Source organism: Bacillus sp. ILBB4, assembly GCF_035064545.1.
In the GTDB taxonomy this organism is placed as follows: domain Bacteria; phylum Bacillota; class Bacilli; order Bacillales; family Bacillaceae_H; genus Priestia.
In genome coordinates, this window is sequence record NZ_JAIQVD010000003.1 from 249,716 (window position 1) to 274,313 (window position 24,598).

Consider the following 24,598-nt stretch of genomic DNA (forward strand, 5'->3'; position numbering starts at 1 on the left):
GTACTCTATCAGTATACCAATTTTAGGTAAAAAGAGTCATGTCATTCTAAGAGAAAAAAAGCCGATGCGTTATGAATATGGTAAAATAAAGAAGTTATATTATTTAGAAAATTTAAATATCTAAAAAAGGAGGCGCTTTTATGAACTATGATCCGCATTATCATCCATATCCATCATCCCGAGTTCCCGTCTATGCTAAAAAAGGAATGGTAGTTACATCTCAGCCGCTTGCAGCGCAGGCAGGCCTTGATATCTTAAAAAAAGGCGGCAATGCAATTGATGCAGCAATCGCCACAGCTGCAAGCCTCACAGTGTTAGAGCCCGCGTCAAATGGAATCGGAGGAGACGCATTTGCGCTTGTTTGGACCAATGATCAGCTATACGGACTGAATGCTAGCGGCCCTTCTCCTCAGTCTATTTCCATTGATGCGTTAAAGGAAAAAGGGTACAGAGATATTCCTAAGTACGGAATGATTCCCGTTACGGTTCCCGGTGCTCCGGCTGCTTGGGCTGCTTTATCGAAGCGATTTGGCAAACTGCCTCTTTCTCAAGTACTGCAGCCTGCTATTCAGTACGCCAAAGAAGGATTTCCGCTAGCGCCTACTCTCGCGAAACAATGGAAACAAGCGTACGATACGTTCAAACGAGTACATACAAGCGAAGAATTTGAGTCATGGTTTCAAACGTTTGCCCCAAATGGACGAGCACCAAAAGCAGGAGAAATGTGGTCATCCATCCACCATGCCCGTACGCTTCAGCTCATTGGCGAAACAAATGCAGAAGCGTTTTATAAAGGCGAGCTTGCGGATCGTATTGATGCATTCAGTAAAAAACACGGCGGCTTTTTATCAAAAGAAGATTTGGCTGCTTATGAGCCTGAGTGGGTGAACCCGATTTCCGCTCACTACCGTGGATATGATGTGTGGGAAATTCCTCCGAACGGTCAGGGGCTTATTGCGTTAATGGCATTAAATATCGTAAAAGGTTTTGAGCTTCAAGAAAAAGATGCTGTGGATACGTATCATAAACAAATAGAAGCGATAAAGCTTGCGTTTGCGGACGGGGAAAAATACATTACGGAAGAAGCAAAAATGAGCGTGTCTGTTAGTGAGCTTCTGTCTGATATCTATGCAAGCTATCGTCGAAGCCTTATAAAAGAACATTCCCTGCAGCCTGAAGCGGGAGAACCTGTTGGAAGCGGAACGGTGTATTTAGCAACGGCTGATGAAGAAGGAAACATGGTTTCATTTATTCAAAGTAATTATATGGGCTTTGGTTCTGGAATCGTTGTGCCAGAAACGGGAATTGCCTTGCAAAACCGCGGCCACAATTTTTCAATGGATCCTGATCACGATAACTGTCTTGCTCCTAATAAAAAAACGTTTCATACCATTATTCCAGGCTTTCTCACTAAAAATAATGAGCCCGTAGGACCGTTTGGCGTGATGGGAGGTTTTATGCAGCCGCAGGGACATATGCAAGTCGTCATGAATACGATTGACTTTCAGCTTCATCCTCAAGCTGCTTTAGACGCGCCAAGATGGCAGTGGAAAAAAGATAAAACGGTGCTTGTGGAACCAGCTTTTCCCTCACACGTAGCACAAGCGCTTGAACGAAAAGGACATAAAATTGAAGTAGCTGATGATTCAATGGCATTTGGGCGCGGACAGATTATTTGGAGAGATCCTGAAAGCGGCGTGCTATGCGGAGGAAGTGAATCACGAACGGATGGATTTGTAGCTGGATGGTAACGTTTTAAAAAACACAATAGGTGAAGGTGGAAGCCCGTACTGATTAGAGTTGGGCTTTTTTCATGTCTCAACCACATGTATAAATCTCTTCAAAGAACTTAAAACTAAAACAAATATTTACGTATGTATGGATAGCGTGAACTTAGGGGTTATGTACGGGAAATTTACATTAGACGCTGCTGCGTATCTTTATAAATTAACATAAGCAATAATTGAGCGTGGTGAGAACAGCCGTCTCAAGCTGCCAATTGACATGAAGGTAGGCTAACAACACTTGGTGAAAGGAGCGAAAAGGTGATGAGAAATAAAAAGTTTGAAGTGAAATTTTTACGTGTAATGCTACTTATCGCCCTGGGGATTCTCCCTTTTTTATTTAGAAAACCACCAATTAAAGATTGGCTGCTGGCCTATGTATTTAACGCCTTAACAAATGGTATTATTGATAAATTTATTGTAACCCACGGCCTTCTTCGATATCCAACTCGCTTATTGAAAAAACAGTTTAGAATTAACGTGTTGTTCGACTTTTTGCTGTATCCTATGATATCCGTCATGATTAACCAGGCTACGTATTACGATAAAGGGTTAAAAGTTTTATATAAAATTGTGCTTTTTACGATCCCGATGTTTTTTATTGAATTATGGGCTGAAAAACGAACGAAGCTCATCGAGTGGAAAACAGGCTGGATGTGGTACCACACTTTTACTAGCGTAACGTTAAAATCGTATCTTAACCGAATGCTGATTGGATGGATTCGAAAAATTGAAAAGAAGCAGGAAGAAACGAAAATACAATAGCAGAGATTCTAAAAAAGACGTTAGAGAGGTGAACAAAGGTGCATATTTCTGTCTTTCTATGGCTGATTTTTCAAAATATCCATAAAAAAACGTGGAATAAAATACGCGAGCTGTATGCTGGGGTTTTATACGTGAGCTTTTTTAATATTCTCTACTACTTTTTATGTAATGATAAAGTGCTTTGGGATTTTAAATCTTCTCATCTTTCATTAAAAGTACTGCGTATTTTACACCTTATGTTCATTACGCCTCTCATGATTTTGTCTTTCTTAGCTACTTATCCGTCTACACTCGCTAAGCAGGTGAAATATATTACAAAATGGGTATGCACAGCTTCGTTTGTAGAATGGGTTGGGCTCAGGTGTAAAGGGATTACATTTAGGCACGGCTGGCATTTGGGGTGGTCAGCACTTATTTACGTAATGATGCTTATCTTCTCGAGATGGTTTCAAAAAAAGCCTTTTGCGGTCTTACTGCTCTCGGTTTTAGCAACAGTGGTTCTCAGCGTTATCTTTAAAGTTCCCGTGAGCAAACGGATGCTAAAACATCCGCTGAAACGAATATTGACTCGGCCTTTAAAAGATCATGTCACTCAAGCTGTTGCGAATAAAGTAAAACGAAAATGCCTGCTTCTTAAGCTGTTCTCGTAAGTTCCTGCTCTCTGTAAAGAGCAGGTTTTTAGCTTACTGGAGGAATAACGTCCGTCAGCAGCAGAATAAAAAAAAATCAGGCCCACTCCGGTAAAGCTTAAAGAAGCAAGAAAATAAGCCGTCCAGCGCAAACGAAACGGATTATGTTCAATATTGGCTCCAGACATTAGCCTCATGGAATGAGTTTTATAGTGAGAATGAGCGCTGTTGCTTCCGCTGCTTGAAAACCAAAAAGTCAAAACTGAAAACAAAAGTCCGCTAAAAAACATAAGCGCAATAAAGCGAATAGACAAAAAAGATGAGCACGCATAGGTTAATCCAGCTTCAATAAGCAGGGTAATAACAAAAATAAGCTGAGTTTTCTTCAAAAAATCTTTCCCTTTTTTCTCTTTGTCTACTTTTCATTATACAATAATTTACATGTATAAAAAGTCTCAAAAATGCTTTTATTATGATATAATGGTAATAAATGTATGATTGAAAAAGTATTCAAAGTTCGTATGCATCACGATTATAAGCTCTTTTATAATGATGAGACTTACTATATACGCTGCGCTTAGCTTCAAGTGCGTAGAATGAAAGTGAGGAGTGTGTATGGAGTTAGGAGAGACTGTGATTGCGATACTAGCAGCGGGAGCACTTTTGTTATACGGCACGTTAGAGCTTTGGTTTGTGCCTCGTAATTCTTCTTTTTTTAAAGGGTGGAAGCGAAAACTAGCCGTCATTTTACCGTTATATGCGGTTACATTCGGCATATGGTTCGTGTTTTTTTCGTAACAAAAAGTCTTACAAAAAGGAGGAATGAAAAATGGAAATCAATTCATACCTCACTCGGTTTTCATGTATGCTGATGCTCATGTTTGGAGGATTATTTATTATACGGTATGTAAAAACAGGTGACCTTTATTTAGATCAGCTTCTTGTCTTTGGAGCAGGTTTTGTTCTGTTTATCGGTTCACTTATTTGGAAAAGAAAACATCAGCAGCAAGGAAATAGAAAAGCTTGTTAATTCTATAAAACTGTGACAGTATAAAACAGATAAAAAATGTAATCTCGTGACCGTACTATTGTTTACGAGCTGGTGGAGGAAAAGAAAATGAATGTACCTAATTGTCCAAGCTGTCAATCACAGTATACATATGAAGATGGAAGCCTGTTTGTCTGCCCGGAATGTGCGCATGAATGGGGACAAGATGAAAAAACAGAAAGCACGGAAGAGCAGCTTACTGTAAAAGATGCAAACGGTAATCTTTTAAAAGACGGAGATTCAGTTACCGTCATCAAAGACTTAAAAGTAAAAGGAAGCTCATCGGTTGTGAAAATCGGAACGAAAGTAAAAAGCATTCGTTTAGTAGAAGGCGATCATAACATCGACTGCAAAATTGACGGATTTGGAGCGATGAGCTTAAAATCTCAGTTTGTGAAAAAAGCATAACGATAAAAAAGTCAGGATGAAGAAGACTTTCATCCTGACTTTTTTTATGCATTTTAACGGGTAAGGTGAAATATATAGACCATTTTGTCTATTTTAGAAGGAATTTAGCCCAATGTCCCGAACTTACATAAAGTGTATGGAATTTGGATATTAATGGAATGGTTGTCCGTTTCATTAAGTCAAAGGGGAGGGAGAAATGTGAAAAAGTTTTTAGCGTTTCAAATTTTAATTGCATTAGTAATCGGAGCTGTCATCGGGCACTTTTTTCCGGATTTCGGAATGGCTTTAAGGCCGGTAGGAGACGGGTTTATCCGCCTCATTAAAATGATTGTGGTGCCGATTGTCTTTTCAACCATCGTCATAGGTGCTGCGGGAAGCGGCAGTATGAAGCAAATGGGGAGTCTAGGGTTAAAGACGATTATTTGGTTTGAAATCATTACTACCATCGTATTAGGAATTGGGCTGCTGTTAGTGAATTTGCTAAAGCCCGGAGTAGGCCTCGATCTTTCTCATCTTGTTAAAAAGGATATTGGTGAATTGTCTCAGTACACCGATAAAGTCGTGGATTTTAAACAAATGATTTTAAACATCATTCCAACGAATATCGTAGATGTGATGGCAAAAAATGATTTGCTGGCCGTGATTTTCTTTGCTATTTTATTCGGTGTTGCCGCTTCAGGAGTTGGTAAAGCATCCGAACCTGCAATGAAATTTTTTGAATCCACGGCTAAAATTATGTTTAAATTAACGCAAATTGTTATGGTCACAGCACCTCTTGGTGTACTAGCGCTAATGGCTGCATCTGTGGGCCAATACGGTATTGCACTTCTGCTTCCAATGCTAAAGCTAATTGGAACCGTGTTTTTAGGTCTTTTTATTATTTTATTTGTTTTATTTCCTCTTGTTGGGTTTTTATTCAAATTCAACTACTTTGAAGTATTCAAAATGATTTGGGATTTGTTTCTTATTGCGTTTTCAACAACAAGTACGGAAACGGTGCTGCCACAGCTGATGGAACGGATGGAAAAGTACGGATGTCCTAAACGAGTTGTGTCGTTTGTTATTCCGTCGGGCCTGTCGTTAAACTGTGATGGATCCACGCTGTATTTATCAGTTTCATGCGTCTTTTTAGCACAGGCTTTTAACATCGATATGCCATTAACTCAGCAATTATTTATGATGCTTATACTCGTGATGACAAGTAAAGGAATTGCGGCTGTCCCGTCAGGTTCACTTGTTGTTCTTTTAGCAACAGCCAACGCAGTAGGTCTGCCGGCTGAAGGAGTGGCAATTATTGCAGGAGTGGACCGCATTATGGATATGGCCAGAACAGGAGTCAACGTTCCAGGCCACGCGATTGCCTGTATCGTCGTCTCAAAATGGGAAAAAGTATTTCGAGCCCAAACGCCCATCCCGCCCGGGTCGCACACGGAATCTCTATAAAATGAACCCCCGCTTTAGTCCATAAAGCGGGGGTTTTTGTTTACGTTTCAAAGGTGCAGACTAGAGTGGTTTGTCATAGTCAGCCCTCCACAAAAAGAGGAGCAGCCGCTTGCAAATGTTCACAAAATGTTCACTTACGAAGAAGGAATGTAAAAAGCTATACTAAGCCAAGTAAAAAACATGAAAAGGATGAGGAAAGTGCCAACAACTAAAAAAGAAAGTATGTATTTTGGAATGATGATGTGCGGAGGGATGGTGCTTGTGATGACGGTGTATAACATGTTAATGAATGACGTCATCGGGCATATCATGCTTGCAGAAGGTATTTTGAACTTGGTTATCACGTTTGTAGTCGCAATGGCTGTCGAAACTTTTTTCGTCGGTCCCATAGCAAAAAAAGTAGCATTTTCACTGCCGTTTGATAAATCGAAACAGTTAAAAGTCGTGTTGATTTTGTCATCATGTATGGTGATCGGAATGGTGCTTTGCATGTCTGTATACGGGTTAATTACGATGTCACTTACAAAAGGTTTAGACGGAGAGCCGCTTCTTTCAAGCTATGCATTGATCGTTATGAAAAACTTTATCGTAGCCTACCCGCTTCAGCTTCTCATCATGGGTCCTTTAGTTCGCTTATTGTTCATGAAGTTTGTGAAAAAGAATCCGGCAGCTGCTTAAGCCAAAACCCTAAGAACGCCTATTTTCTTAGGGTTTTGTTATGCAAAGCTGTTTGGTAAGAAGAGAAGAAAATTCACGTAAAGCCGCCGATACAAAGGCATCTTTTCGCGTAATAAAAAAAGTGGGAACCTTTCTATATGGTTCTGGCAGCGGAGTTAACGTTAATGAATGGTCGTGATTAGATACAATGGATTTCATCATTACAGCTACGCCCATACCAGCTTTTACACACCCAATAATCGCTTCAATCGTACCAAATTCTAATATTCGTTTTGGAAACACGCCTTCTCTTGTCAGCAGCATTTCTAACGTATGTCGATATGCGCATCCGCTGCTGAAGGCTAATAAATTCATATCTTTTAGGCTATAAAGAGAAGGAAGAGGGTGGCGGCTCACAAGTACAAGCTCTTCATCTTGAGTAAATAAAGAGTTTAGATCAGGATGTTCACAGCTGCCTGCAACAAATGCACCTTCAAGTTTTCGGGTTAAAACCAGGTGAATAAGAACATCGGTTGTATGTGTTTCTAAAATGAAGTCTACATCCGGGTAGGCAGTGCAATAAGTAGAAAGCAAAGGCGGTAGCCGAAGAGCCGCAGTAGATTCAGTTGCACCTATTTTTAAAGGCCCTATCGGTGTATGCGCACTGCTTTGCACAGTTGCCGTGGCTTCATTGGTTAAACGAAGAATTTCTTCAGCATAACGAAGCAAAAGCTCTCCGCTAGAAGTTAACGTTACGCCTTTACCGCTGCGTTCAAATAGCTGTGTGCCGAGTTCAGCTTCTAGCTGCTGAATTCGCATCGTCACATTCGACTGCACGTAGCTTAAGATTTTGGCTGCCTTTGAAATATTTTTTTCTTCTGCTACCGTTGTAAAAACAAGCAAATCTTTTATATCCATCAAATCTCCTCCTCCTCCTTCAGCTATCATTTTTATTGATGACTTTTATCTTTATTGCTTATTTTACATGATATCACCGCTACTCTACACTGAAAATAAAGGTGGAGGATAGAAAATGAGCAGACAAAAAGCTTCTTATAAGTGGATGATTTTATTTATTGCCACTCTTTCTCAAGCATGTGCAACGTTTGTCACGTACGGGGTAGGACCGTTGGCAGCGTTTTGGCAAAGATTATATGATTTATCGCAGTTTCAAACAGGACTGCTCGTATCAGCTGTTCAAATTGGCCCGATTTTTTCCATGCTGCTTTTTGGGAACTGGATGGATCGTTATGGAGAAAGGTGGCTTGTAGGAGGAGGATCTATTTTGCTGGGGATAAGCATGCTTTTTGCCTATAGCGCTGATCATTATTTGTATCTAACAGGCGTACTTCTCGCAGCAGGCGTGTGGTATGGAACAGCACAGCCAGGAGGAAGCAAAGCAGTGGTGAAGTGGTTTCCTTCTCATCATAGAGGCCTTGCCATGGGGATTCGGCAAACGGGGATACCGATTGGAGGCGCTGTCGCTTCAGCAGCATTACCGCTGCTGTTTCATCAATACGGATGGCATGGGGCTGTTCTCGTACAGGCAGCGGCAGCTATCGGAGGAGGCCTTCTTTTTTTTGTATTTTACCGAGAGCAATCATCATCGTCAGAAAAAAAGGAAACATTTACACTTCGTCAAAAAATCAAGCGCATTTCTCAAGATAAAACGCTCTATCCGCTGTTTTTTGTAGGTGTTTCAATGATTTCTCTTCAAATGATTATCGTTGCGCACTTTATGAGCTATTTAACGAAAGCCATAAAGATGGATTTTGCTTCAGCTGGCATCCTGCTGAGCATCACACTGTTAGGCGGAATGGTGGGGAGAATTGCTTTAGCTTGGGTAAGTGATTATGTGTATAACGGAAATCGAAGAACTCCTTTGCAAGTGACGGTTTGGATGGCTGCAGGACTAATAATAGCTATTTCTTATATTGGATTTACTTTGCCTTTTTGGCTACTAACTGCAGTTTGTTTTAGCTTCGGTTTTTTTGCAATCGGCTGGTTTAGTTTGTTTATCGTGCTAATAGTAGAAAAAGCGGATGATCGTTTTATTGGTTTAACGGTAAGCATTGCATTAACGCTCAATCAATTTGCCATCGTGCTCGCACCGATTTGGTTTGGGCTCCTTGTAGATTGGCTCCGGGGCTACGCGTTGGCTTTTAGTACGGTTGCATGCTTCATTGCTTGTGGAGGAATATGGTTAAAAAAAGAGCGAGTTCATTCATTTTTAAATAAAAACGTCATTAAATGAAAAGTGATTTAGGGCTATTTATTTAAGAATAGAGAAGACCTCTTATCCTCTAAAACGTTTCAAAGCCATACTCCCGGGTACACACAACATTAATGAGGAGGAGATAGTATGGAAGCAAAAGCAAAGAATGTTGTGGGAATATACGAAACGGAACAAGAAGCAGTTCATGCCGTAGAGAGTTTAAAAAAAGAAGGGTATGCATCGGAGGAAATTTCTATCATCGGCAAACATAAAAAGACCAAAAACGTTCAGAAAGAAACGAATACAAAAGCAGAAGGAGCAGCAACTGGAGCACTTACCGGAGGTACGCTAGGGAGCTTGACCGGAATATTAGCAGGTGCCGGCGCTCTTGCCATACCGGGAATAGGTCCAATTGTGGCGGCTGGTCCGATTGTAGCTACATTAACAGGTGCGGCAGCTGGTGCGAGCGTAGGAGGTCTGTCTGGTATTTTAGTAAGTATGGGAATTCCAAAACAGCAGGCCGAACAATATAATGATTCAGTCAAAGAAGGCAGCTTGCTTGTTTTAGTAGACAAAGAAGAATCAGATCATGATGGAAACCCGAAAGCTCCTTTAACCGGAATGATTTTATAGAACGTATGATACGTAGGAGAAATCTGTCGCAGTGCGGCAGATTTTTTTATGCGCTGGTTTTATTTAAGTGAACTTAATTAACTACAATATTCCATAATAGTTAAAAATATTAAAATATGTCATGGTGTATCGAGTAATAATATGCCTTAAATTATAATGTAATATTATTGTAACAATAATGTATTTATTGTTTTATTTTGGGATTAAAATCTTGATGAAAGCTTTAATAGAAGGATTTACGCGCAAATTCCATCCAATAATTAACTGTTAATTATTATACGTAGTAGAATAATTTTCTAATTTATTTTCAGGAATTACTTTTTAGCAAATTATTCATGTTTGAAAGAGGGCTAAAAAGTATATTTCAAAAGTATGTTTACTTAAAAAGTTAAGCAGGTTGATTAGTAGCATCATTCATTTAGTTAAATTTCGAAAGGAGCTGCTAAAAATGAGTATTCAAAAAAGTACAGATAGTTCTAGTTTAGCAGAAGTGATTGATCGAATTCTCGACAAAGGAATTGTCATCGATGCTTTTGCCCGAGTATCACTCGTAGGAATTGAAATCTTAACGATTGAAGCACGAGTCGTTATTGCAAGTGTCGATACGTGGCTTCGCTACGCAGAGGCCGTGGGGTTATTAACCGACAAAGTAGAGGAAGAAGGGCTGCCTGGCCGAACAGAAGAGCGAGGTGCAGGGCTTAGCTTTTAAGTCTTTTAATCGTAAGGAAATTCATTAAATAAATAATAATAAGAGAAAAGAGGATGAAACATGTCAACAACTGATAATAAGGTGCAAAGTGAAAAACAAGAAAATCAGCAGCAGGAAGAAAAAACGCAAAACTCTTTAAATCTTGCTATTTTAGGAGGCGTAGTAGGAGCGGGAATTGGACTTCTTTCAAGTCCTCAAACGAGTAAAAAAGTACTCAGCCGCTTAGGACAATCAGAAATTGTACGTGCGACAGGACAAGAGTTAAGAAGAAACGCACAGGATATTCTAACGCAGCAAGCGATGGGAGCATTAAGGCAGACGGCTACAGGCTATCTTGAAAAAGACAATTTAAGCAAGCTGCTGGCACCTAAAAAGAAAAAAGATGATGCATCAAATGAACAGGGCGATTCGCAGGAAGAAGTCAGCCAAAGCGCAGAAATGGAAACGTCTCAGTACGAAGAGCTAAAAGAAGAAAATAAAAATATGAACGACCAGCTGCAGCGCATTGAAGAGATGCTAAACAAACTCATGGACGCGAAGAAGTAAGATATCCGTCCTTAAGGGGAATTTCATGGATAAAAAAGATGTGGAGAAAGCAGCCTTAAAAGCAGGAAAAAAGATCATTGATCATACGCCTGAACCTGTCAAGGAAAAGGTAGAAGAAAAGATTAAAGAAAAAGCGAAAGAAAAATTTGTCGAAAAAACTGAAGGGAAACTGCAGGAAAAAGCAAATGAAGCGTCAGAAAAACTGCAGGAAACAAAAGAAAAAAATGCCCAAAAGGTACACGGCAAAGGGGAAGACGCAAAAGAAAAGCTCCAAGACGTCTTACTATCAGTAAAAGGTAAGCTTAGCGATGTGAAAGAAGCAGGAGAAAACTTTCAAGAAAAAGTTTCTTCTTCAGACGATAAAGAGAAGTCAAAAAATAAGCGGAAAATAAAAGGCGCAAATCAGATTAAAAAAGCAACGGATATTAAAAGCTCTACTAAGATTAAAAGTTCCAATGATATTAAATCATCTACAGATTTAAAAACAATGGGATCATAAGCGAAAGGAGAAATGAGATATGTCTATTCAAAAAAGTACTAATAGTTCAAGTTTAGCAGAAGTCATTGACCGTATTTTAGATAAAGGAATTGTTATTGATGCTTTTGCAAGAGTTTCTGTTGTAGGAATTGAAATTTTAACGATTGAAGCACGAGTGGTTATTGCTAGTGTTGATACATGGTTACGCTATGCAGAAGCAGTAGGGCTTCTTCGTGACGACGTAGAAGAAAACGGTCTTCCTGAACGTTCAAATTCAAGTGAAGGACAGCAGCGTTTTAGTATTTAATATGAAGTGATATGGAACCTTCCTTTTTTTGAGGGTGGTTCCAGCTTTTAGATTTAACTATTGGAGGCTACTAAAAATGGAAATTAAAAAAATTATGCAAGCCGTGAACGACTTTTTCGGTGAACACGTAGCTCCTCCTCATAAAATTACCTCGGTGGAAGCTACTGAAGATGAAGGTTGGAGAGTTATTGTTGAAGTCATTGAAGAGCGAGAATATATGAAAAAATACGCCAAAGATGAAATGCTCGGAACGTACGAGTGCTTTTTAAATAAAGAAAAAGAAGTCATTTCATTCAAACGACTCGACGTCAGATATAGAAGCGCCATTGGCATTGAAGCATAAACGATAAGATGGCAGGAGGAACGTAAAAATGACCGTCTTAACAGACAAAAGGAAAAAAGGCAGTGGAGCTTTTATACAAGATGACGAGACAAAAGAGGTTCTTTCAAGAGCGCTGAGCTATTTAAAATCCGGCTATTCCATTCATTTTACAGGTCCTGCCGGCGGAGGCAAAACCTCTTTAGCGCGAGCGCTTGCTAAAAAGAGAAAGCGTCCTGTAATGCTGATGCACGGGAATCACGAGCTCAACAACAAAGATTTAATTGGCGATTTTACGGGATACACGAGCAAAAAAGTAATCGACCAGTACGTTCGTTCTGTCTATAAAAAAGATGAACAAGTGAGTGAAAACTGGCAGGATGGCCGATTGCTTGAAGCTGTAAAAAATGGCTATACGCTGATTTACGACGAATTTACTCGTTCTAAGCCTGCGACGAATAATATCTTTCTATCGATATTAGAAGAAGGCGTGCTGCCGCTGTATGGAGTAAAAATGACCGATCCTTTTGTGCGCGTGCATCCCGATTTCCGCGTCATCTTCACAAGCAATCCAGCTGAGTATGCCGGTGTATATGATACGCAAGATGCGCTTCTCGACAGGTTAATTACCATGTTTATTGATTATAAAGACATCGACAGAGAGACAGCGATTTTAACGGAGAAAACGGACGTAGAAGAAGATGAAGCGCGCACAATTGTAACGCTCGTAGCAAACGTGCGAAACCGCTCTGGAGACGAAAACAGCAGCGGACTTAGCCTGCGGGCTTCGCTTATGATCGCTACCCTTGCCACGCAGCAAGACATTCCTATCGATGGAAATGACGACGATTTTCAAACGTTATGTATCGATATTTTGCATCATCCGCTTACCAAATGTTTGGATGAAGAAAATGCAAAAAGCAAAGCCGAAAAAATCATTTTAGAAGAATGTAAGAATATAGACACTGAAGAAAAGTAAAGGAGCTTGAAAACATGAGTGAAACAAACGAAACAGGTATTTATATTTTTAGCGCCATTCAAACGGATAAAGACGAAGAATTTGGGGCCGTGGAAGTAGAAGGAACAAAAGCTGAAACATTCTTGATTCGCTACAAAGACGCGGCTATGGTAGCAGCTGAAGTACCGATGAAAATTTATCATCCTAATCGCCAAAATTTATTAATGCATCAAAACGCAGTAGCAGCGATTATGGACAAGAACGATACGGTTATTCCAATCAGCTTTGGGAATGTATTCAAATCAAAAGAAGACGTAAAAGTTCTTTTGGAAAACCTTTATCCGCAGTTTGAAAAGCTGTTTCCAGCGATCAAAGGAAAAATTGAAGTCGGTTTAAAAGTAATTGGGAAAAAAGAATGGCTTGAGAAAAAAGTAAACGAAAATCCTGAACTTGAGAAAGTATCAGCATCCGTAAAAGGAAAATCAGAAGCAGCCGGTTATTATGAGCGTATTCAACTTGGAGGAATGGCTCAAAAGATGTTTACTTCCCTGCAAAAAGAAGTCAAGACAGATGTGTTTTCTCCGCTTGAAGAAGCAGCGGAAGCAGCAAAAGCAAATGAGCCAACGGGCGAAACGATGCTTTTAAACGCGTCTTTCTTAATTAACCGAGAAGATGAAGCGAAGTTTGATGAAAAAGTGAATGAAGCGCATGAAAACTGGAAAGACAAAGCCGATTTTCATTACAGCGGTCCTTGGCCTGCTTATAATTTTGTGAACATTCGCCTAAAAGTAGAAGAGAAATAACGTGCTTCACAAATTAGTAACCGCACCCATTAACCTTGTAGTGAAAATCGGCGAAAAAGTACAGGAAGAAGCTGATAAACAGCTATATGACCTTCCGACGATTCAGCAAAAACTCATTCAGCTTCAAATGATGTTTGAGCTTGGTGAAATTCCGGAAGAAGCGTTTCAAGAAAAAGAAGATGAATTGTTAATGAGGTACGAAATTGCGAAACGCAGAGAAATTGAACAATGGGAAGAGCTAACACAAAAAAGAAATGAGGAATCCTAGATGGGAGAATTACTGTATTTATACGGTTTAATTCCAACACAAGAAGCAGCATCTATAGAGCCGTTTCCATCTTATAAAGGGTTTGACGGAGAACATTCACTGTACCCAATAACGATTGATCAGGTGACGGCTGTAGTTTCTAAGCTGGATGCTGACACCTATTCAGAAGAAGTGATTCAAGAAAAAATGGAGCAGGATATGAGCTGGCTGCAGGAAAAAGCATTTCATCATCACGAAACGGTAGCCGCTTTGTACGAAGAATTTACAATCATTCCATTAAAATTTTGTACCATTTATAAAAGTGAAGAAAGTCTGCAGGCAGCTATTGAGATTAACAAAGAAAAGATAGAGAATTCACTGACGCTGCTTCAAGGAAATGAAGAGTGGAATGTGAAAATTTACTGTGATGATACGGAGCTTAAAAAAGGAATCAGCGAAACGAATGAAAGCGTGAAAGCGAAAAAACAAGAAATTAGTCACTTATCACCAGGAAGACAGTTTTTTGAAAAGAAAAAAATAGATCAGCTGATTGAAAAAGAATTAGAGCTTCACAAAAACAAAGTGTGTGAAGAGATACATGACAAGCTAAAAGAATTGTCGCTTTATGACTCTGTTAAAAAGAATTGGAGCAAAGACGTAACTGGCACAGCTGAACAGATGGCGTGGAACAGCGTGTTTCTTCTCCCGTCTCTGCAGATTACTAAGTTCGTAAACGAAATAGAAAAGCTTCAGCAAAAGCTTGAAAATAAAGGCTGGAAGTTTGAAGTGACGGGACCATGGCCGCCCTATCATTTCTCGAGCTTTGCGTAAAGTGAGGAATTAACATTATGTCTCTTAAACAATCCATGGAGAATAAAGATATTGCTCTTATTGATATTTTAGATGTCATTTTAGATAAAGGAGTCGCCATTAAAGGAGACTTAATCATTTCCATAGCTGGCGTCGATTTAGTGTATTTGGATTTGCGGGTGCTTATTTCTTCGGTTGAAACGCTTGTGCAAGCAAAAGAAGGAAATCGCAAACCAATCACTTCTGAACAATTTGATAAACAAAAGGAGGAATTAATGGATGCAACCGGTCAGCCAAGCAAATGGACGAATCCACTTGGATCCTGATCAAGCTGAACAAGGCTTAGCGCAGCTTGTGATGACAGTTATTGAGCTATTGAGGCAAATCGTTGAACGTCATGCCATGAGGCGGGTGGAGGGTGGAACGTTGACGGACGAACAAATTGAAAACTTAGGAATTGCACTAATGAACTTAGAAGAAAAAATGGACGAGTTGAAAGAGGTGTTCGGTCTGGATGCAGAAGATTTAAATATTGATCTTGGACCGCTAGGCAGCCTGCTTTAAGCGGTCAGTAGGAGGAACAGTATGGCAGTCGAACATAATATGCAGTCAAGTACGATTGTAGATGTGCTCGAAAAGATTTTGGATAAAGGAGTCGTTATAGCGGGGGACATCACCGTAGGAATTGCAGATGTCGAGCTATTAACGATAAAGATCCGCTTGATTGTGGCTTCGGTTGATAAAGCAAAAGAAATCGGCATGGACTGGTGGGAAAATGATCCGTATCTCAGTTCAAAAGGAGCCAATAACAAAGCGCTCGAAGAAGAAAATAAACAGCTGCATGAGCGGTTAAAAGCGCTTGAAGAAAAAATAGAAACGAAACGTTAAAAACTGTACGCTACTTAAAAAATGGAGGGATTTACAATGGCAACTGAAACAAAATTAGATAACACACAGGCAGAAAACAAGGAAAATAAAAATGCGGAAAACGGTTCAAAAGAAAAGAACGGTTCAAAAGCAAGCAAAACAACAAGCAGCGGGCCAATCAAACGAGCGGTAGCAGGAGGCATCATCGGTGCAACGATTGGATATGTATCGACTCCTGAAAATCGAAAAAGTCTCCTTGACCGCATTGATACAGACGAATTAAAAAGCAAAGCATCTGATTTAGGAACAAAGGTAAAAGAAAAATCAAAAAGCAGTGTGGCCAGCCTGAAAACATCTGCGGGAAGCTTGTTTAAAAAAGATAAAGATAAATCAAAAGATGATGAAGAAAACGTAAATTCTTCTAGTAGCGAAACAGAAGACGATAACGTTCAAGAGTACGACGAGTTAAAAGAAGAAAATCAAACTCTTCAAGATCGCTTATCACAGCTTGAAGAAAAAATGAACATGCTTGTTGAGCTTAGCCTCAATAAAAATCAAGACGAAGAAACGGAAGATACAGATTCGGACGAAGAAGAGAACGATGAGAACGAAGAAAACGAGCAGGACGATGAAAACGAAGAAGAAACATCTAAGCCACGTAAAAAGGATAAAAAAGAAGCTGAGCAAGAAGAGGAAGAAGAAAGTGAAAGTGACGAAGACAGCGAGGAAGAAGAGGAAGATTCTCGCTCAAACAAAAAAAATAAAAAAGTAAAAACAGAAGAAGAAGACGAAGATGAAAGCGAAGAAGAAAAAAAGGAAGCGAAACCAAAAAAGTCAACAGCTAAAAAATCAAAAAATACAAAAGTAAAGAAAAACACGGACGAAGAAGATGATGAAGCAACATCTCTTTCTAGTGAAGACGATACAACAGCCTAAGACGTAAAGGTAAAGGAGGAAAGAAAGACATGAGTACAGGCCCTTCTTTTTCAACTAAAGACAATACGCTTGAATACTTTGTGAAAGCTTCTAATAAACACGGCTTTTCACTTGATATTTCATTAAATGTAAACGGCGCTGTGATTTCCGGTACCATGATTTCAGCAAAAGAATACTTTGATTACTTAAGCGAAACGTTTGAAGAAGGCAGTGAAGTGGCTCAGGCGCTAAGCGAACAATTCTCTTTAGCAAGCGAAGCGAGCGAATCAAACGGAGAAGCAGAAGCCCATTTTATTCATTTGAAAAATACAAAGATTTACTGTGGAGACAGTAAATCTACTCCTTCTAAAGGCAAGATCTTTTGGAGAGGGAAAATAGCAGAAGTAGACGGGTTTTTCTTAGGAAAGATTTCTGATGCAAAATCAACGAGTAAAAAGAGTTCATAAAAAACGGCGGGGTGATTGCCCCGCCGTTTTTTAGTGATGTGATGAGATGTGCAGCTTCTTTTTTCGATACATGAGCGGAGTCATCTTCATTTCTTTTCGAAACTGATTAATAAAATAGCTTGTACTATTAAACCCTACTTGATAGGCGACTTCCGTCACATTTGCTTCTGCTTGCTGCAGCATAACTAAGCTTTGCTGAATTCGATAGTTTAATACATAGGTCAAAGGCGATTTTTTTAACATTTTCTTAAAATATCGACAGCATTCAGAACGGCTCAATTGTCCGGCTTTGGCAATATCATCGAGCGTAATCTTTTCAGCAAAGTGCAAATGAATCCAATTGAGCATTTGCTTCATCCGCTGATTTTTGATCATTTCTTTTTCATTGTATTTCAGCTGCAACCCGTTAAGAATTAAATTTTTCCACAGTATGCTGAGTTCAGAGGCAATCTCTATTTCATAGTGGTGCGGCTGCTTATGAATCCATGTGTGTATCTTATGTATAGACTCTAACACGTTATTTCCCCAGGCTTGCTTTGGACTGATGAATAAATGTGATAGATTCGTTGCATGAATGTAGGGATAAACGTAATTTGTAAAAAGCTCTTGCGGCACAAGAAAATGAGGAGAAACATTTAAACAAATGTACACGCAGCCGGATTTGTTTATATCTTCAGTCATATGAAGACATCCGCTGTTAATAAACAGTCCGTAGCCTTGTTTTACAGTCACTGTTTTTTCATTTATTTGAAAAGACGCATCACCTTTTATAACCAATACAAATTGAAGCTCATCATGCCAGTGAAGAGGGATGTAGCCGTTTATGTGATCGCCGATCGTCGTTTGATAACATGCTACTGGTAGCTCAACGGTGCGATGGGTCGTTAGCTCTTTTAAGTTTTCATCAATTTTAAAATGGGCTGCTGGCATACATGGTCACCTCAATATATTTATATTTTTTAATGCAATATGCGTATTTTCCGCCCCGTTTTTCACTTATTATAACACTATTCTTATAATAAAAGTGAGGGATGAAAGATGAACGATCTCAGCAGAAAAAAAGGGTTCTTCTTTGTAACAACTGGAGCTATATGTTGGGGGATGGGAGGAACGGTTGCTCAAAAGCTTTTTCAAGAATTTGAAATCAGTGTAGACTGGCTTGTTTCAGTACGGCTTCTCATTGCGGGTTTTTTGCTGCTAATGATTTCATGTGTAAAAAGTAATCGTTCTCACATACTTGGAGTATGGAAGAACCGAAAGTCAGCTTTTCAGCTCGTCGTTTTTGCCATAGTTGGTATGCTTGCCGTTCAGTATACGTATATGGCTTCTATTAAGCATGGAAATGCAGCAGTAGCTACGCTGCTGCAGTATTTATCACCGGTGATGATTATCATCTATTTGCTTTTGCGCAAGCAGTCTATATTTACGCGACAAGACGTCATCACTGTTTTGCTGGCACTGGGGGGCTGCTTTTTTTTATTAACAAACGGCTCTATTTCTCAGCTGTCTGTTCCTGTATCTGCCGTTTTTTGGGGAGTGCTGTCAGGCGTAGCGGCTGCTTTTTATACGCTGTATGCGGTGCCGCTGATTAAAAAGTACAGTTCGCTTGTCATCGTTGGCTGGTCAATGGTAATTGGGGGAAGCGTAATGAGCTTTATTCATCCTCCTTGGGAAGCGTCAAGCTTATCACCAATAACCTGCGGATATATTTTATTTGTCATTATTTTTGGCACGATGCTTGCTTTTTGGTTTTATGTAGAAAGCCTGCAAAGTCTTTTACCTAAAGAAACGAGTTTGCTTGGAAGTTTAGAGCCTTTAGCCGCTGTTATTACAACCGTTGTTTGGCTGAAAGAGCCTTTTGGTTTTTATCAATGGATTGGCACAGCTTGTATTATTGGATTAGTTCTATTACTCACACGAACGAAACAAACATCTTCTGAGACGACACTTTCAGCATAAATGGGGGCTTGCTAAAAGAAGAAGCAAACAAATGTCACTTTGCCGCCGAATCTGTAGAAACTCGTTTGACTTTTAAAATCTTTACATATTGAATAAACACTCTTTCTTTTGTAGAGACATTTAATTTAGCAAGTCTTGATGCGTCATCTCGGTTTTTAGCAGATTCTATCACAAAAGTTCCTTTGATTTTGGCTTCATCTTTTAGAACGGAATACTGTATTTCAAATCGTTTTGCTTTCGTTTTCTGCATAGTGATTGATAAGCTCCTTTGCCTGATAGATTAATGTATTGCTATGAAATAAGCTTCGATAAAAAGGAAGAAAAGAACGTAACATATACTACTAAATGAAATGCAGAGCGGCAGTGACTTTTATCACACCACAACCTAGTATTTCATCTTTTTACCAAAAAAGATAGGGTGTTTTACCGTCGTTGCTTATAAAATCTTTTATTCTTTCTGCTTGACCTAGAGTTAACTCTATGGTTTATCTTGTAGTAGTATCATTTCAAGGAGGGGCTTTATATGAAGTATCATACAATTGCTAATACTGACTTACACGTATCAAATTTAATTATGGGAAATATGCGTTTAACAGAGCTTTCTTTACAAGAAGCAGAGAAGCTAATCCGCACAGCGATGGAAGAAGAAATTAACTTTTTTGACCATGCTGATATTTACGGTCCTGATTATGTAGGACAATGCGAAGAGTATTTTGCAAACGCTATACAAATGAATTCAAGTCTTCGTGAGAAAATGGTGATTCAAAGTAAATGCGGCATTAACTCAGCGAAAAATTACTATGACTTTTCAAAGAAGCATATTATAGACTCTGTTAACGGCAGCTTAGAGCGTTTGAAAACAGATTACTTAGATCTTTTATTACTTCATCGCCCAGATCCGCTAATGGATCCTGAAGAAGTAGCAGAAGCGTTTAATGAGCTTCAAAGCAGCGGAAAGGTACGTCACTTTGGTGTGTCGAACCACAACCCAGCGCAAATTCAGCTGCTTGAAAAATACATCGGCCAAAAGCTTGTCGTAAACCAAGTGCAGTTCAGCATCGCACATACGCCAATCATTGACTCTGGTATTTCTTTAAATATGGGCATCGACCAAGCTGTGAACCGCGACAGCAGCGTGCTTGAATATTGCCGTTTAAATGATATAACGCTTCAAGCGTGGTCGCCATTCCAAAACGGATTTTTCGAAGGACCTTTCCTAGGCGATAAAGAGAAATTTGGAAAGCTAAACGAAGTGATTGATCGCATCGCAAGTAAATATAGCGTGACGAATACAGCGATTGCCGTTGCGTGGATCACAACTCATCCTGCAAATATTCAAGTAGTGCTTGGTACTACAAATATTCAGCGTATGAAAGATGCAAGTAAAGGTTCAGAAATCAAGTTAACGCGCGAAGAGTGGTACGATATTTATAAAGCCGCTGGCAACATGGTGCCTTAAGCGCTGCAGTTCTTAAAATAAAGCAGGTAACTCCGTTCGGATATGGAACGGAGTTACCTGCGTTTTACGATAAGTAACTACTGGTTAAGCTAGAAAAAGATTTAGCAGTAGCTCAATTATTTTTGTGACGCCAAGACCTAACAAAAAGGCAATAAAACCGCCAATTACAATGGTAAGCATCATGCGAGCAGTATTCATCGTATTCATCCTTTCAGGTTTAAATATATGCTGCTTGTACAAAAAATCTGCAGCATAAAGAGCTCAATGAAGAAGACTATAAAAGAATAAACCCTCGAGATAACTAGAGGTCAAGACAAACTCATCATGTTTTTCTGAGAAGTTTAAGGTGTAGGAGGAAGCAGTATGACGTATACCATTTCACAAGTTGCAAAGAAATTGAACGTGACAATTTATACCATTCGCTATTATGATAAAGAAGGGCTTTTTCCATTTTTAGATCGTACAGCGTCAGGGAATCGTATTTTTAAAGAACAAGATATTGAATGGATTGATTTAATTTGCTGCTTAAAAAGCACAGGTATGCAAATCAAGGACATTCGGACGCTTATTGAAAACTGTACGCTTGAAAATGCCGTGCTTGATAAAAGTCTGCAAATGCTGATGGATCATAAAAAAGCGGTACAAAAAGAAATTGAAGAAATTCATCACAAGCTTGAGACGATTGATTATAAAATTAAGCACCTGCCGGAAATGTACGAGCGAATTGTTAACAAGCCTTCAAACTAAATAAAAAAGGAAGCATAAAAATGATCGAAAAAGTAGTACCTCTCACTGGAGAGAATATGCAGCAGTGCATTAACTTGTATATGAATGTATTTACAAAAAAACCTTGGAATGAGCCTTGGACAGAAAAATCAGCTAGAGAAAGGCTGACTGATTTACTGAACACACCTAAATTTATGGGTTATTTATTTTATGACCAAGGAGATTTGATTGGAATGATTGCAGGTCACGCGAAAAAATCATACAGCGGTATGACCTTTTACGTGGCCGAGCTTTGCGTCAGCGCAAGCGTGCAAGGAAAAGGATATGGTTCAGCTATCTTAAGCCGGTTTGAGAATGAACTTCAAAGACACGATATCAACAGCTTGTATCTCTTGACGGCGACTGGAGGAGCTGCACAGGCGTTTTATGAAAGAAACGGCTATACTGTAAATGATCAGCGCGTTGTCTTGAAAAAAACGTTTGTTTAATGTTTAGCATCTACATAGAGCAGGAAGAGAGTTGCGGAGTGACTCTCTTTTTAATTAATCTTTTTATCTATTAATATGTAGAAGAAAAGGAACTATGAACAAGAAAAATAAGATGATGGGAAGAAGTAGACAAGAAACGGCAGATTAAAAAATCCATTTTTTTACGTTAGTCTTATTATTATCCGGTTCATAAGCACATTTAAAAACAGTGCCCATTATGTGGACACTGCTTTTTCATAATAAAGTGGAAAGCTAGCTTTTGGTAAAAAAATTAGTGGAAATGAAGCTGTTCATCATTATTTCTAATGATTAGCAACCGCCAAATCCTCCCCAGCAAGCACAGCCGATGATGATTAATAAAATGAATAATACGATGATTAAAGCAAAGCCACTGCCAAACCCGCAGCCGCCGCCGTAACCGTAACCGCCATAACCACAGCCACCATAGAAGCCCATATATTTCACCTCCAAGTTCTGAGTACATTTTTAACATATGCCTGAAATGCAAAAGTGCTCCAAAAATATCCAATGATTTCAATGAAAATAAAAAAAGATAAGAAAATAAGATGGACACGGTACTTTTTTTCACTTTCTACATAGGATGAATCATCCCAAGATCTCATATATGAGCCCCCATGTTATAACGAAGCAGGCTAATACCACTTCCTCCTTAGCCTGCGTACATAATGAAAAAGAAGCCGAAGAATTTTTTCTTCGGCTTCTTATTTTTTACTATGAAATAAACACGTTAGTACTTTCCGTATACCATTCTAAGTCAGGATCCGCTTCTTTTTGTATGTATTAGGTACTAAAGAAAAATCAAGCTCATTTTCATATAAACCTAGTAATTTGCTTTTTTTCGTAATTCTTTTCCCTTATTTTCAGCATAACCAAGATATTTGCCTAAGACAGCGAATAGGTAAATGCATATTCATGGGTGAAAGCAAAAACAAAAAAACGGAGGTTTCTCTTATGAATTCAGAAATGCATTTTTTACCTACTATGTATTCTCAAGATCATCATCAACTTCAACACGCAGATGAAAGGTTTATTGGCAGACCGTTTGGTTTCGGACGCCCGTTTGGCTTTGGCAGACCATTCGGCTTTGGCTTTGGGGGTCCATTTTTAGGAGGATTAGCAGGAGGGCTAGTAGCAGGCTCACTGTTATCACCATATGGCTATGGTGGCTACGGCTACGGTTACGGTGGTTATCCGTATGGCGGTTACGGCGGCTACGGCGGTTATGGCTTTGGCTGCGGCTGTTAAACGCAAGTAAAAGAAAAATCTCAGAAGAAGTATTTTTTACATCATTCTTTTCTATAAAGAAGTCTGTTTTGGAACGTAAGGATTTATATCCATCCGCAGTTAATCAGAGCGTGCACCCCACTTAATATGAAAAACCATCTGGTGATTTTCCAGGTGGCTTTTGCGTGGAGTTTTTTATGTAGTGAAGAAGTTATATATTTACGCACTTACTGGAGGTCTGTGTCTAAAGCAGAAGATCACAACATGATGTTTATCAATACTTTAGTCGTGCACTTTATATGCTCATGGTATTAAGAGTCATGATTAATTCTATTGTATAGAAGATTAGTTTAACGAATGGCTTCTTTAATCACTTGACCTCTACGTTAATAACCTGCTTACTATTCTCGAAAAGCTTAACCCACATCCTTTCATCCTGCTGCATGCAAAAATTAGCTTATATTGGGCATAATACAGAGAAGAAAGGAGGCGTTTGCATGGATTTATTATCTGGAAACCCTTATTGGCAGACAACTGTAGCGAAGCCGCCTGTATACCCATCTCTAGAGGAAGGTATTGAGTGCGATGTTCTTATTATTGGAGGAGGAAGTTCAGGTGCACAATGTGCTTACTATTTATGTGAGCAGGGGCTTGATGTTGTGGTTGTTGATAAACGTAAAGCAGGGCATGGAAGTACAATTGTAAATACCTCTCTTATTCAATATTTAGGAGATAAATTGTTTTACGAATTAGTCAACACGTTTGGAGAAGAAAAAACAGTCCGTCATTATAAGCTGTGCGAACAGGCTATTACAGATATTGAGGAAGCAGCTAAAAAGCTTCCGATTAATGCAGAATTTATAAGAAGAGACAGCTTGTATTATGCAAGTTATGAAGAAGATATCACGAAGATAAATAAAGACTATTTTTATATGCAAAAGCATGGATTTGAAGCTGAAATCTTATCAGAAGACCAAATTGAAAAAGACTATGGATTTAAAAAACGAATGGCAATGCTTATTAAAAATGATGCAGAGCTGAACCCTTACAGCTTTACACTCGGTCTGTTAGAGTATGGAAAACAGCATGGGGTTCGGGTGTTTGAAGAAACAGAAATTGTCGGTCAAAAGTTAGAAAAAGATGAAGCTGTATTTTTCACTAAAAATAAATCACAAATCAAAGCTAAATATGTCATTATGGCAGGAGGCTATGAAAATCAAGAATTTAAGAGAGAGAAAAAAGCTGTACTCACAAGTTCCTATGCTATCGTTACGACTCCTGTAAAGGATTTTACAGGATGGAAAAATCGAAATTTAATTTGGGAAACCGCTCGACCGTATATTTACATGAGAACAACTTCCGATAATCGGGTTATTATAGGCGGTCTTGATGAAAACACGATTGTGCCGCAAGAACGTGACGCCAAACTCGTTCATAAACGAGACAAACTTTTAAAAGAGTTCAATAAGCTTTTTCCTCATCTTCAAGTTGAAGCTGATTATTACATAAGCGCTTATTACGGAGGCACTCATGACGGGTTTCCCCTTATCGGAATATATGACGAAATGCCTAACTGTTACTTTCTAAGCGGATATGGAGATAACGGAACGGTGTATAATATGGTGCTAGCTAAAATCATAGCAGAACATATTACAACGAAGAAAAGCAGTGATTTAGAACTTTACATTCAAACGAGAAAAGTTTAATATGTGA

Annotated in this window: 35 protein-coding genes; 30 read left to right on the forward strand and 5 right to left on the reverse strand. The window is 39.1% G+C overall.

All coding sequences use genetic code 11. The features are described from left to right. Window positions 1-140 precede the first annotated feature (140 nt). From ggt to LAV82_RS13245, 3 genes are all read left to right on the forward strand, one after another. Entirely contained in the window at window positions 141-1,751 is a 1,611-nt protein-coding gene (ggt, locus tag LAV82_RS13235) for a gamma-glutamyltransferase (RefSeq protein ID WP_499716240.1), read from the forward strand. Between the two features lie 297 nt (window positions 1,752-2,048). Beyond that, on the forward strand, window positions 2,049-2,549 hold the full coding sequence (locus LAV82_RS13240; RefSeq protein ID WP_016764921.1) for a CBO0543 family protein: 501 nt from the start codon (window positions 2,049-2,051) through the stop codon (window positions 2,547-2,549). A gap of 38 nt (window positions 2,550-2,587) precedes the next feature. Next, window positions 2,588-3,199, forward strand: coding sequence for a CBO0543 family protein (locus tag LAV82_RS13245; RefSeq protein ID WP_499716241.1), 612 nt, complete (start codon window positions 2,588-2,590; stop codon window positions 3,197-3,199). On the opposite strand, the gene LAV82_RS13250 is transcribed toward LAV82_RS13245, so the two are convergent. Then, window positions 3,142-3,567 carry a hypothetical protein gene (locus LAV82_RS13250; RefSeq protein ID WP_499716243.1) on the reverse strand — a complete coding sequence of 142 codons (426 nt, stop codon included), beginning with the start codon at window positions 3,565-3,567 and terminating at the stop codon, window positions 3,142-3,144. The two genes, LAV82_RS13245 and LAV82_RS13250, sit on opposite strands and share 58 nt — an antisense overlap. A gap of 226 nt (window positions 3,568-3,793) precedes the next feature. Here LAV82_RS13250 and LAV82_RS13255 point away from each other — a divergent pair, with 226 nt between their 5' ends. From LAV82_RS13255 to LAV82_RS13275, 5 genes are all read left to right on the forward strand, one after another. Then, window positions 3,794-3,976 (forward strand): hypothetical protein, encoded by a 183-nt coding sequence (locus tag LAV82_RS13255; RefSeq protein ID WP_499716244.1) that lies wholly within the window; start codon window positions 3,794-3,796, stop codon window positions 3,974-3,976. 31 nt (window positions 3,977-4,007) lie between these two features. Next, complete coding sequence (locus LAV82_RS13260; protein WP_013058005.1) at window positions 4,008-4,208, forward strand: hypothetical protein; 201 nt, start codon at window positions 4,008-4,010, stop codon at window positions 4,206-4,208. Window positions 4,209-4,295: 87 nt separating this feature from the next. Then, window positions 4,296-4,634 carry a zinc ribbon domain-containing protein YjdM gene (locus LAV82_RS13265; protein ID WP_013058004.1) on the forward strand — a complete coding sequence of 113 codons (339 nt, stop codon included), beginning with the start codon at window positions 4,296-4,298 and terminating at the stop codon, window positions 4,632-4,634. A gap of 198 nt (window positions 4,635-4,832) precedes the next feature. Beyond that, window positions 4,833-6,077: a dicarboxylate/amino acid:cation symporter gene (gene gltP / locus LAV82_RS13270; protein ID WP_214986019.1), complete on the forward strand. Its 1,245-nt coding sequence runs from the start codon at window positions 4,833-4,835 to the stop codon at window positions 6,075-6,077. A 198-nt stretch (window positions 6,078-6,275) separates the two neighbouring features. Further along, the gene (locus LAV82_RS13275; RefSeq protein ID WP_499716246.1) at window positions 6,276-6,755 is read left to right on the forward strand and encodes a DUF2798 domain-containing protein; all 480 of its coding nucleotides are present in this window, start codon (window positions 6,276-6,278) and stop codon (window positions 6,753-6,755) included. Window positions 6,756-6,782: 27 nt separating this feature from the next. On the opposite strand, the gene LAV82_RS13280 is transcribed toward LAV82_RS13275, so the two are convergent. Next, window positions 6,783-7,652 carry a LysR family transcriptional regulator gene (locus LAV82_RS13280; RefSeq protein ID WP_499716247.1) on the reverse strand — a complete coding sequence of 290 codons (870 nt, stop codon included), beginning with the start codon at window positions 7,650-7,652 and terminating at the stop codon, window positions 6,783-6,785. 115 nt (window positions 7,653-7,767) lie between these two features. Between LAV82_RS13280 and LAV82_RS13285 the strand changes: the two genes are divergently transcribed. From LAV82_RS13285 to gvpU, 16 genes are all read left to right on the forward strand, one after another. Next, window positions 7,768-8,988 (forward strand): MFS transporter, encoded by a 1,221-nt coding sequence (locus tag LAV82_RS13285; protein ID WP_499716248.1) that lies wholly within the window; start codon window positions 7,768-7,770, stop codon window positions 8,986-8,988. Between the two features lie 108 nt (window positions 8,989-9,096). After that, window positions 9,097-9,582 carry a YflT domain-containing protein gene (locus LAV82_RS13290; RefSeq protein ID WP_499716249.1) on the forward strand — a complete coding sequence of 162 codons (486 nt, stop codon included), beginning with the start codon at window positions 9,097-9,099 and terminating at the stop codon, window positions 9,580-9,582. Window positions 9,583-10,030: 448 nt separating this feature from the next. Continuing rightward, entirely contained in the window at window positions 10,031-10,291 is a 261-nt protein-coding gene (gvpA, locus tag LAV82_RS13295) for a gas vesicle structural protein GvpA (protein ID WP_013058000.1), read from the forward strand. A 60-nt stretch (window positions 10,292-10,351) separates the two neighbouring features. After that, entirely contained in the window at window positions 10,352-10,837 is a 486-nt protein-coding gene (gene gvpT / locus LAV82_RS13300; RefSeq protein WP_211077782.1) for a GvpT/GvpP family gas vesicle accessory protein, read from the forward strand. A 25-nt stretch (window positions 10,838-10,862) separates the two neighbouring features. Beyond that, window positions 10,863-11,336 (forward strand): gas vesicle protein GvpQ, encoded by a 474-nt coding sequence (gvpQ, locus tag LAV82_RS13305; protein ID WP_211077783.1) that lies wholly within the window; start codon window positions 10,863-10,865, stop codon window positions 11,334-11,336. 19 nt (window positions 11,337-11,355) lie between these two features. Next, on the forward strand, window positions 11,356-11,622 hold the full coding sequence (gene gvpA, locus LAV82_RS13310; RefSeq protein ID WP_211077784.1) for a gas vesicle structural protein GvpA: 267 nt from the start codon (window positions 11,356-11,358) through the stop codon (window positions 11,620-11,622). Between the two features lie 76 nt (window positions 11,623-11,698). Then, on the forward strand, window positions 11,699-11,965 hold the full coding sequence (gvpO, locus tag LAV82_RS13315; RefSeq protein ID WP_013057996.1) for a gas vesicle protein GvpO: 267 nt from the start codon (window positions 11,699-11,701) through the stop codon (window positions 11,963-11,965). A gap of 28 nt (window positions 11,966-11,993) precedes the next feature. After that, window positions 11,994-12,920, forward strand: a complete 927-nt coding sequence (gene gvpN / locus LAV82_RS13320; RefSeq protein ID WP_499716250.1) for a gas vesicle protein GvpN — start codon at window positions 11,994-11,996, stop codon at window positions 12,918-12,920. A gap of 14 nt (window positions 12,921-12,934) precedes the next feature. Further along, window positions 12,935-13,702: a GvpL/GvpF family gas vesicle protein gene (locus LAV82_RS13325; RefSeq protein WP_013057994.1), complete on the forward strand. Its 768-nt coding sequence runs from the start codon at window positions 12,935-12,937 to the stop codon at window positions 13,700-13,702. Between the two features lies 1 nt (window position 13,703). Further along, entirely contained in the window at window positions 13,704-13,970 is a 267-nt protein-coding gene (locus tag LAV82_RS13330) for a gas vesicle protein GvpG (protein WP_013057993.1), read from the forward strand. Continuing rightward, window positions 13,971-14,780 carry a GvpL/GvpF family gas vesicle protein gene (locus LAV82_RS13335; protein ID WP_499716251.1) on the forward strand — a complete coding sequence of 270 codons (810 nt, stop codon included), beginning with the start codon at window positions 13,971-13,973 and terminating at the stop codon, window positions 14,778-14,780. Between the two features lie 17 nt (window positions 14,781-14,797). Further along, window positions 14,798-15,085 (forward strand): gas vesicle protein, encoded by a 288-nt coding sequence (locus tag LAV82_RS13340; protein ID WP_013057991.1) that lies wholly within the window; start codon window positions 14,798-14,800, stop codon window positions 15,083-15,085. Beyond that, complete coding sequence (locus LAV82_RS13345; RefSeq protein ID WP_013057990.1) at window positions 15,039-15,323, forward strand: gas vesicle protein K; 285 nt, start codon at window positions 15,039-15,041, stop codon at window positions 15,321-15,323. Before LAV82_RS13340 ends, LAV82_RS13345 begins: the two co-directional genes overlap by 47 nt. Window positions 15,324-15,344: 21 nt before the next feature. Further along, the gene (locus LAV82_RS13350; protein ID WP_499716252.1) at window positions 15,345-15,647 is read left to right on the forward strand and encodes a gas vesicle protein; all 303 of its coding nucleotides are present in this window, start codon (window positions 15,345-15,347) and stop codon (window positions 15,645-15,647) included. 36 nt (window positions 15,648-15,683) lie between these two features. Then, window positions 15,684-16,562, forward strand: a complete 879-nt coding sequence (gene gvpT / locus LAV82_RS13355; RefSeq protein WP_499716253.1) for a GvpT/GvpP family gas vesicle accessory protein — start codon at window positions 15,684-15,686, stop codon at window positions 16,560-16,562. A gap of 29 nt (window positions 16,563-16,591) precedes the next feature. Then, a complete protein-coding gene (gvpU, locus tag LAV82_RS13360) occupies window positions 16,592-17,008 on the forward strand; it encodes a gas vesicle accessory protein GvpU (RefSeq protein WP_013057987.1) in 417 nt (138 codons plus the stop codon). 30 nt (window positions 17,009-17,038) lie between these two features. On the opposite strand, the gene LAV82_RS13365 is transcribed toward gvpU, so the two are convergent. Next, window positions 17,039-17,938: an AraC family transcriptional regulator gene (locus LAV82_RS13365; protein ID WP_029322980.1), complete on the reverse strand. Its 900-nt coding sequence runs from the start codon at window positions 17,936-17,938 to the stop codon at window positions 17,039-17,041. 108 nt (window positions 17,939-18,046) lie between these two features. Here LAV82_RS13365 and LAV82_RS13370 point away from each other — a divergent pair, with 108 nt between their 5' ends. Beyond that, on the forward strand, window positions 18,047-18,967 hold the full coding sequence (locus LAV82_RS13370) for an EamA family transporter (RefSeq protein WP_499716255.1): 921 nt from the start codon (window positions 18,047-18,049) through the stop codon (window positions 18,965-18,967). Window positions 18,968-19,001: 34 nt separating this feature from the next. On the opposite strand, the gene LAV82_RS13375 is transcribed toward LAV82_RS13370, so the two are convergent. Continuing rightward, window positions 19,002-19,217 (reverse strand): hypothetical protein, encoded by a 216-nt coding sequence (locus LAV82_RS13375; RefSeq protein ID WP_013057984.1) that lies wholly within the window; start codon window positions 19,215-19,217, stop codon window positions 19,002-19,004. Window positions 19,218-19,490: 273 nt separating this feature from the next. Here LAV82_RS13375 and LAV82_RS13380 point away from each other — a divergent pair, with 273 nt between their 5' ends. The 3 genes from LAV82_RS13380 (at window position 19,491) to LAV82_RS13390 (ending at window position 21,640) form a co-directional block, all read left to right on the forward strand. Further along, the gene (locus LAV82_RS13380; protein WP_053487497.1) at window positions 19,491-20,426 is read left to right on the forward strand and encodes an aldo/keto reductase; all 936 of its coding nucleotides are present in this window, start codon (window positions 19,491-19,493) and stop codon (window positions 20,424-20,426) included. Window positions 20,427-20,789: 363 nt separating this feature from the next. Beyond that, window positions 20,790-21,173: a MerR family transcriptional regulator gene (locus tag LAV82_RS13385; RefSeq protein ID WP_025751010.1), complete on the forward strand. Its 384-nt coding sequence runs from the start codon at window positions 20,790-20,792 to the stop codon at window positions 21,171-21,173. 20 nt (window positions 21,174-21,193) lie between these two features. After that, on the forward strand, window positions 21,194-21,640 hold the full coding sequence (locus LAV82_RS13390; RefSeq protein ID WP_057273571.1) for a GNAT family N-acetyltransferase: 447 nt from the start codon (window positions 21,194-21,196) through the stop codon (window positions 21,638-21,640). A gap of 309 nt (window positions 21,641-21,949) precedes the next feature. Here the strand turns inward: LAV82_RS13390 and LAV82_RS13395 are convergent, their stop codons facing one another. Further along, entirely contained in the window at window positions 21,950-22,096 is a 147-nt protein-coding gene (locus LAV82_RS13395; protein ID WP_013057978.1) for a YjcZ family sporulation protein, read from the reverse strand. A 516-nt stretch (window positions 22,097-22,612) separates the two neighbouring features. On the opposite strand from LAV82_RS13395, the gene ymaG reads away from it, so the two are divergent. Next, the gene (ymaG, locus tag LAV82_RS13400) at window positions 22,613-22,906 is read left to right on the forward strand and encodes an inner spore coat protein YmaG (RefSeq protein WP_035439060.1); all 294 of its coding nucleotides are present in this window, start codon (window positions 22,613-22,615) and stop codon (window positions 22,904-22,906) included. A 476-nt stretch (window positions 22,907-23,382) separates the two neighbouring features. After that, window positions 23,383-24,591: an NAD(P)/FAD-dependent oxidoreductase gene (locus tag LAV82_RS13405; protein WP_499716256.1), complete on the forward strand. Its 1,209-nt coding sequence runs from the start codon at window positions 23,383-23,385 to the stop codon at window positions 24,589-24,591. Window positions 24,592-24,598: the final 7 nt, after the last annotated feature.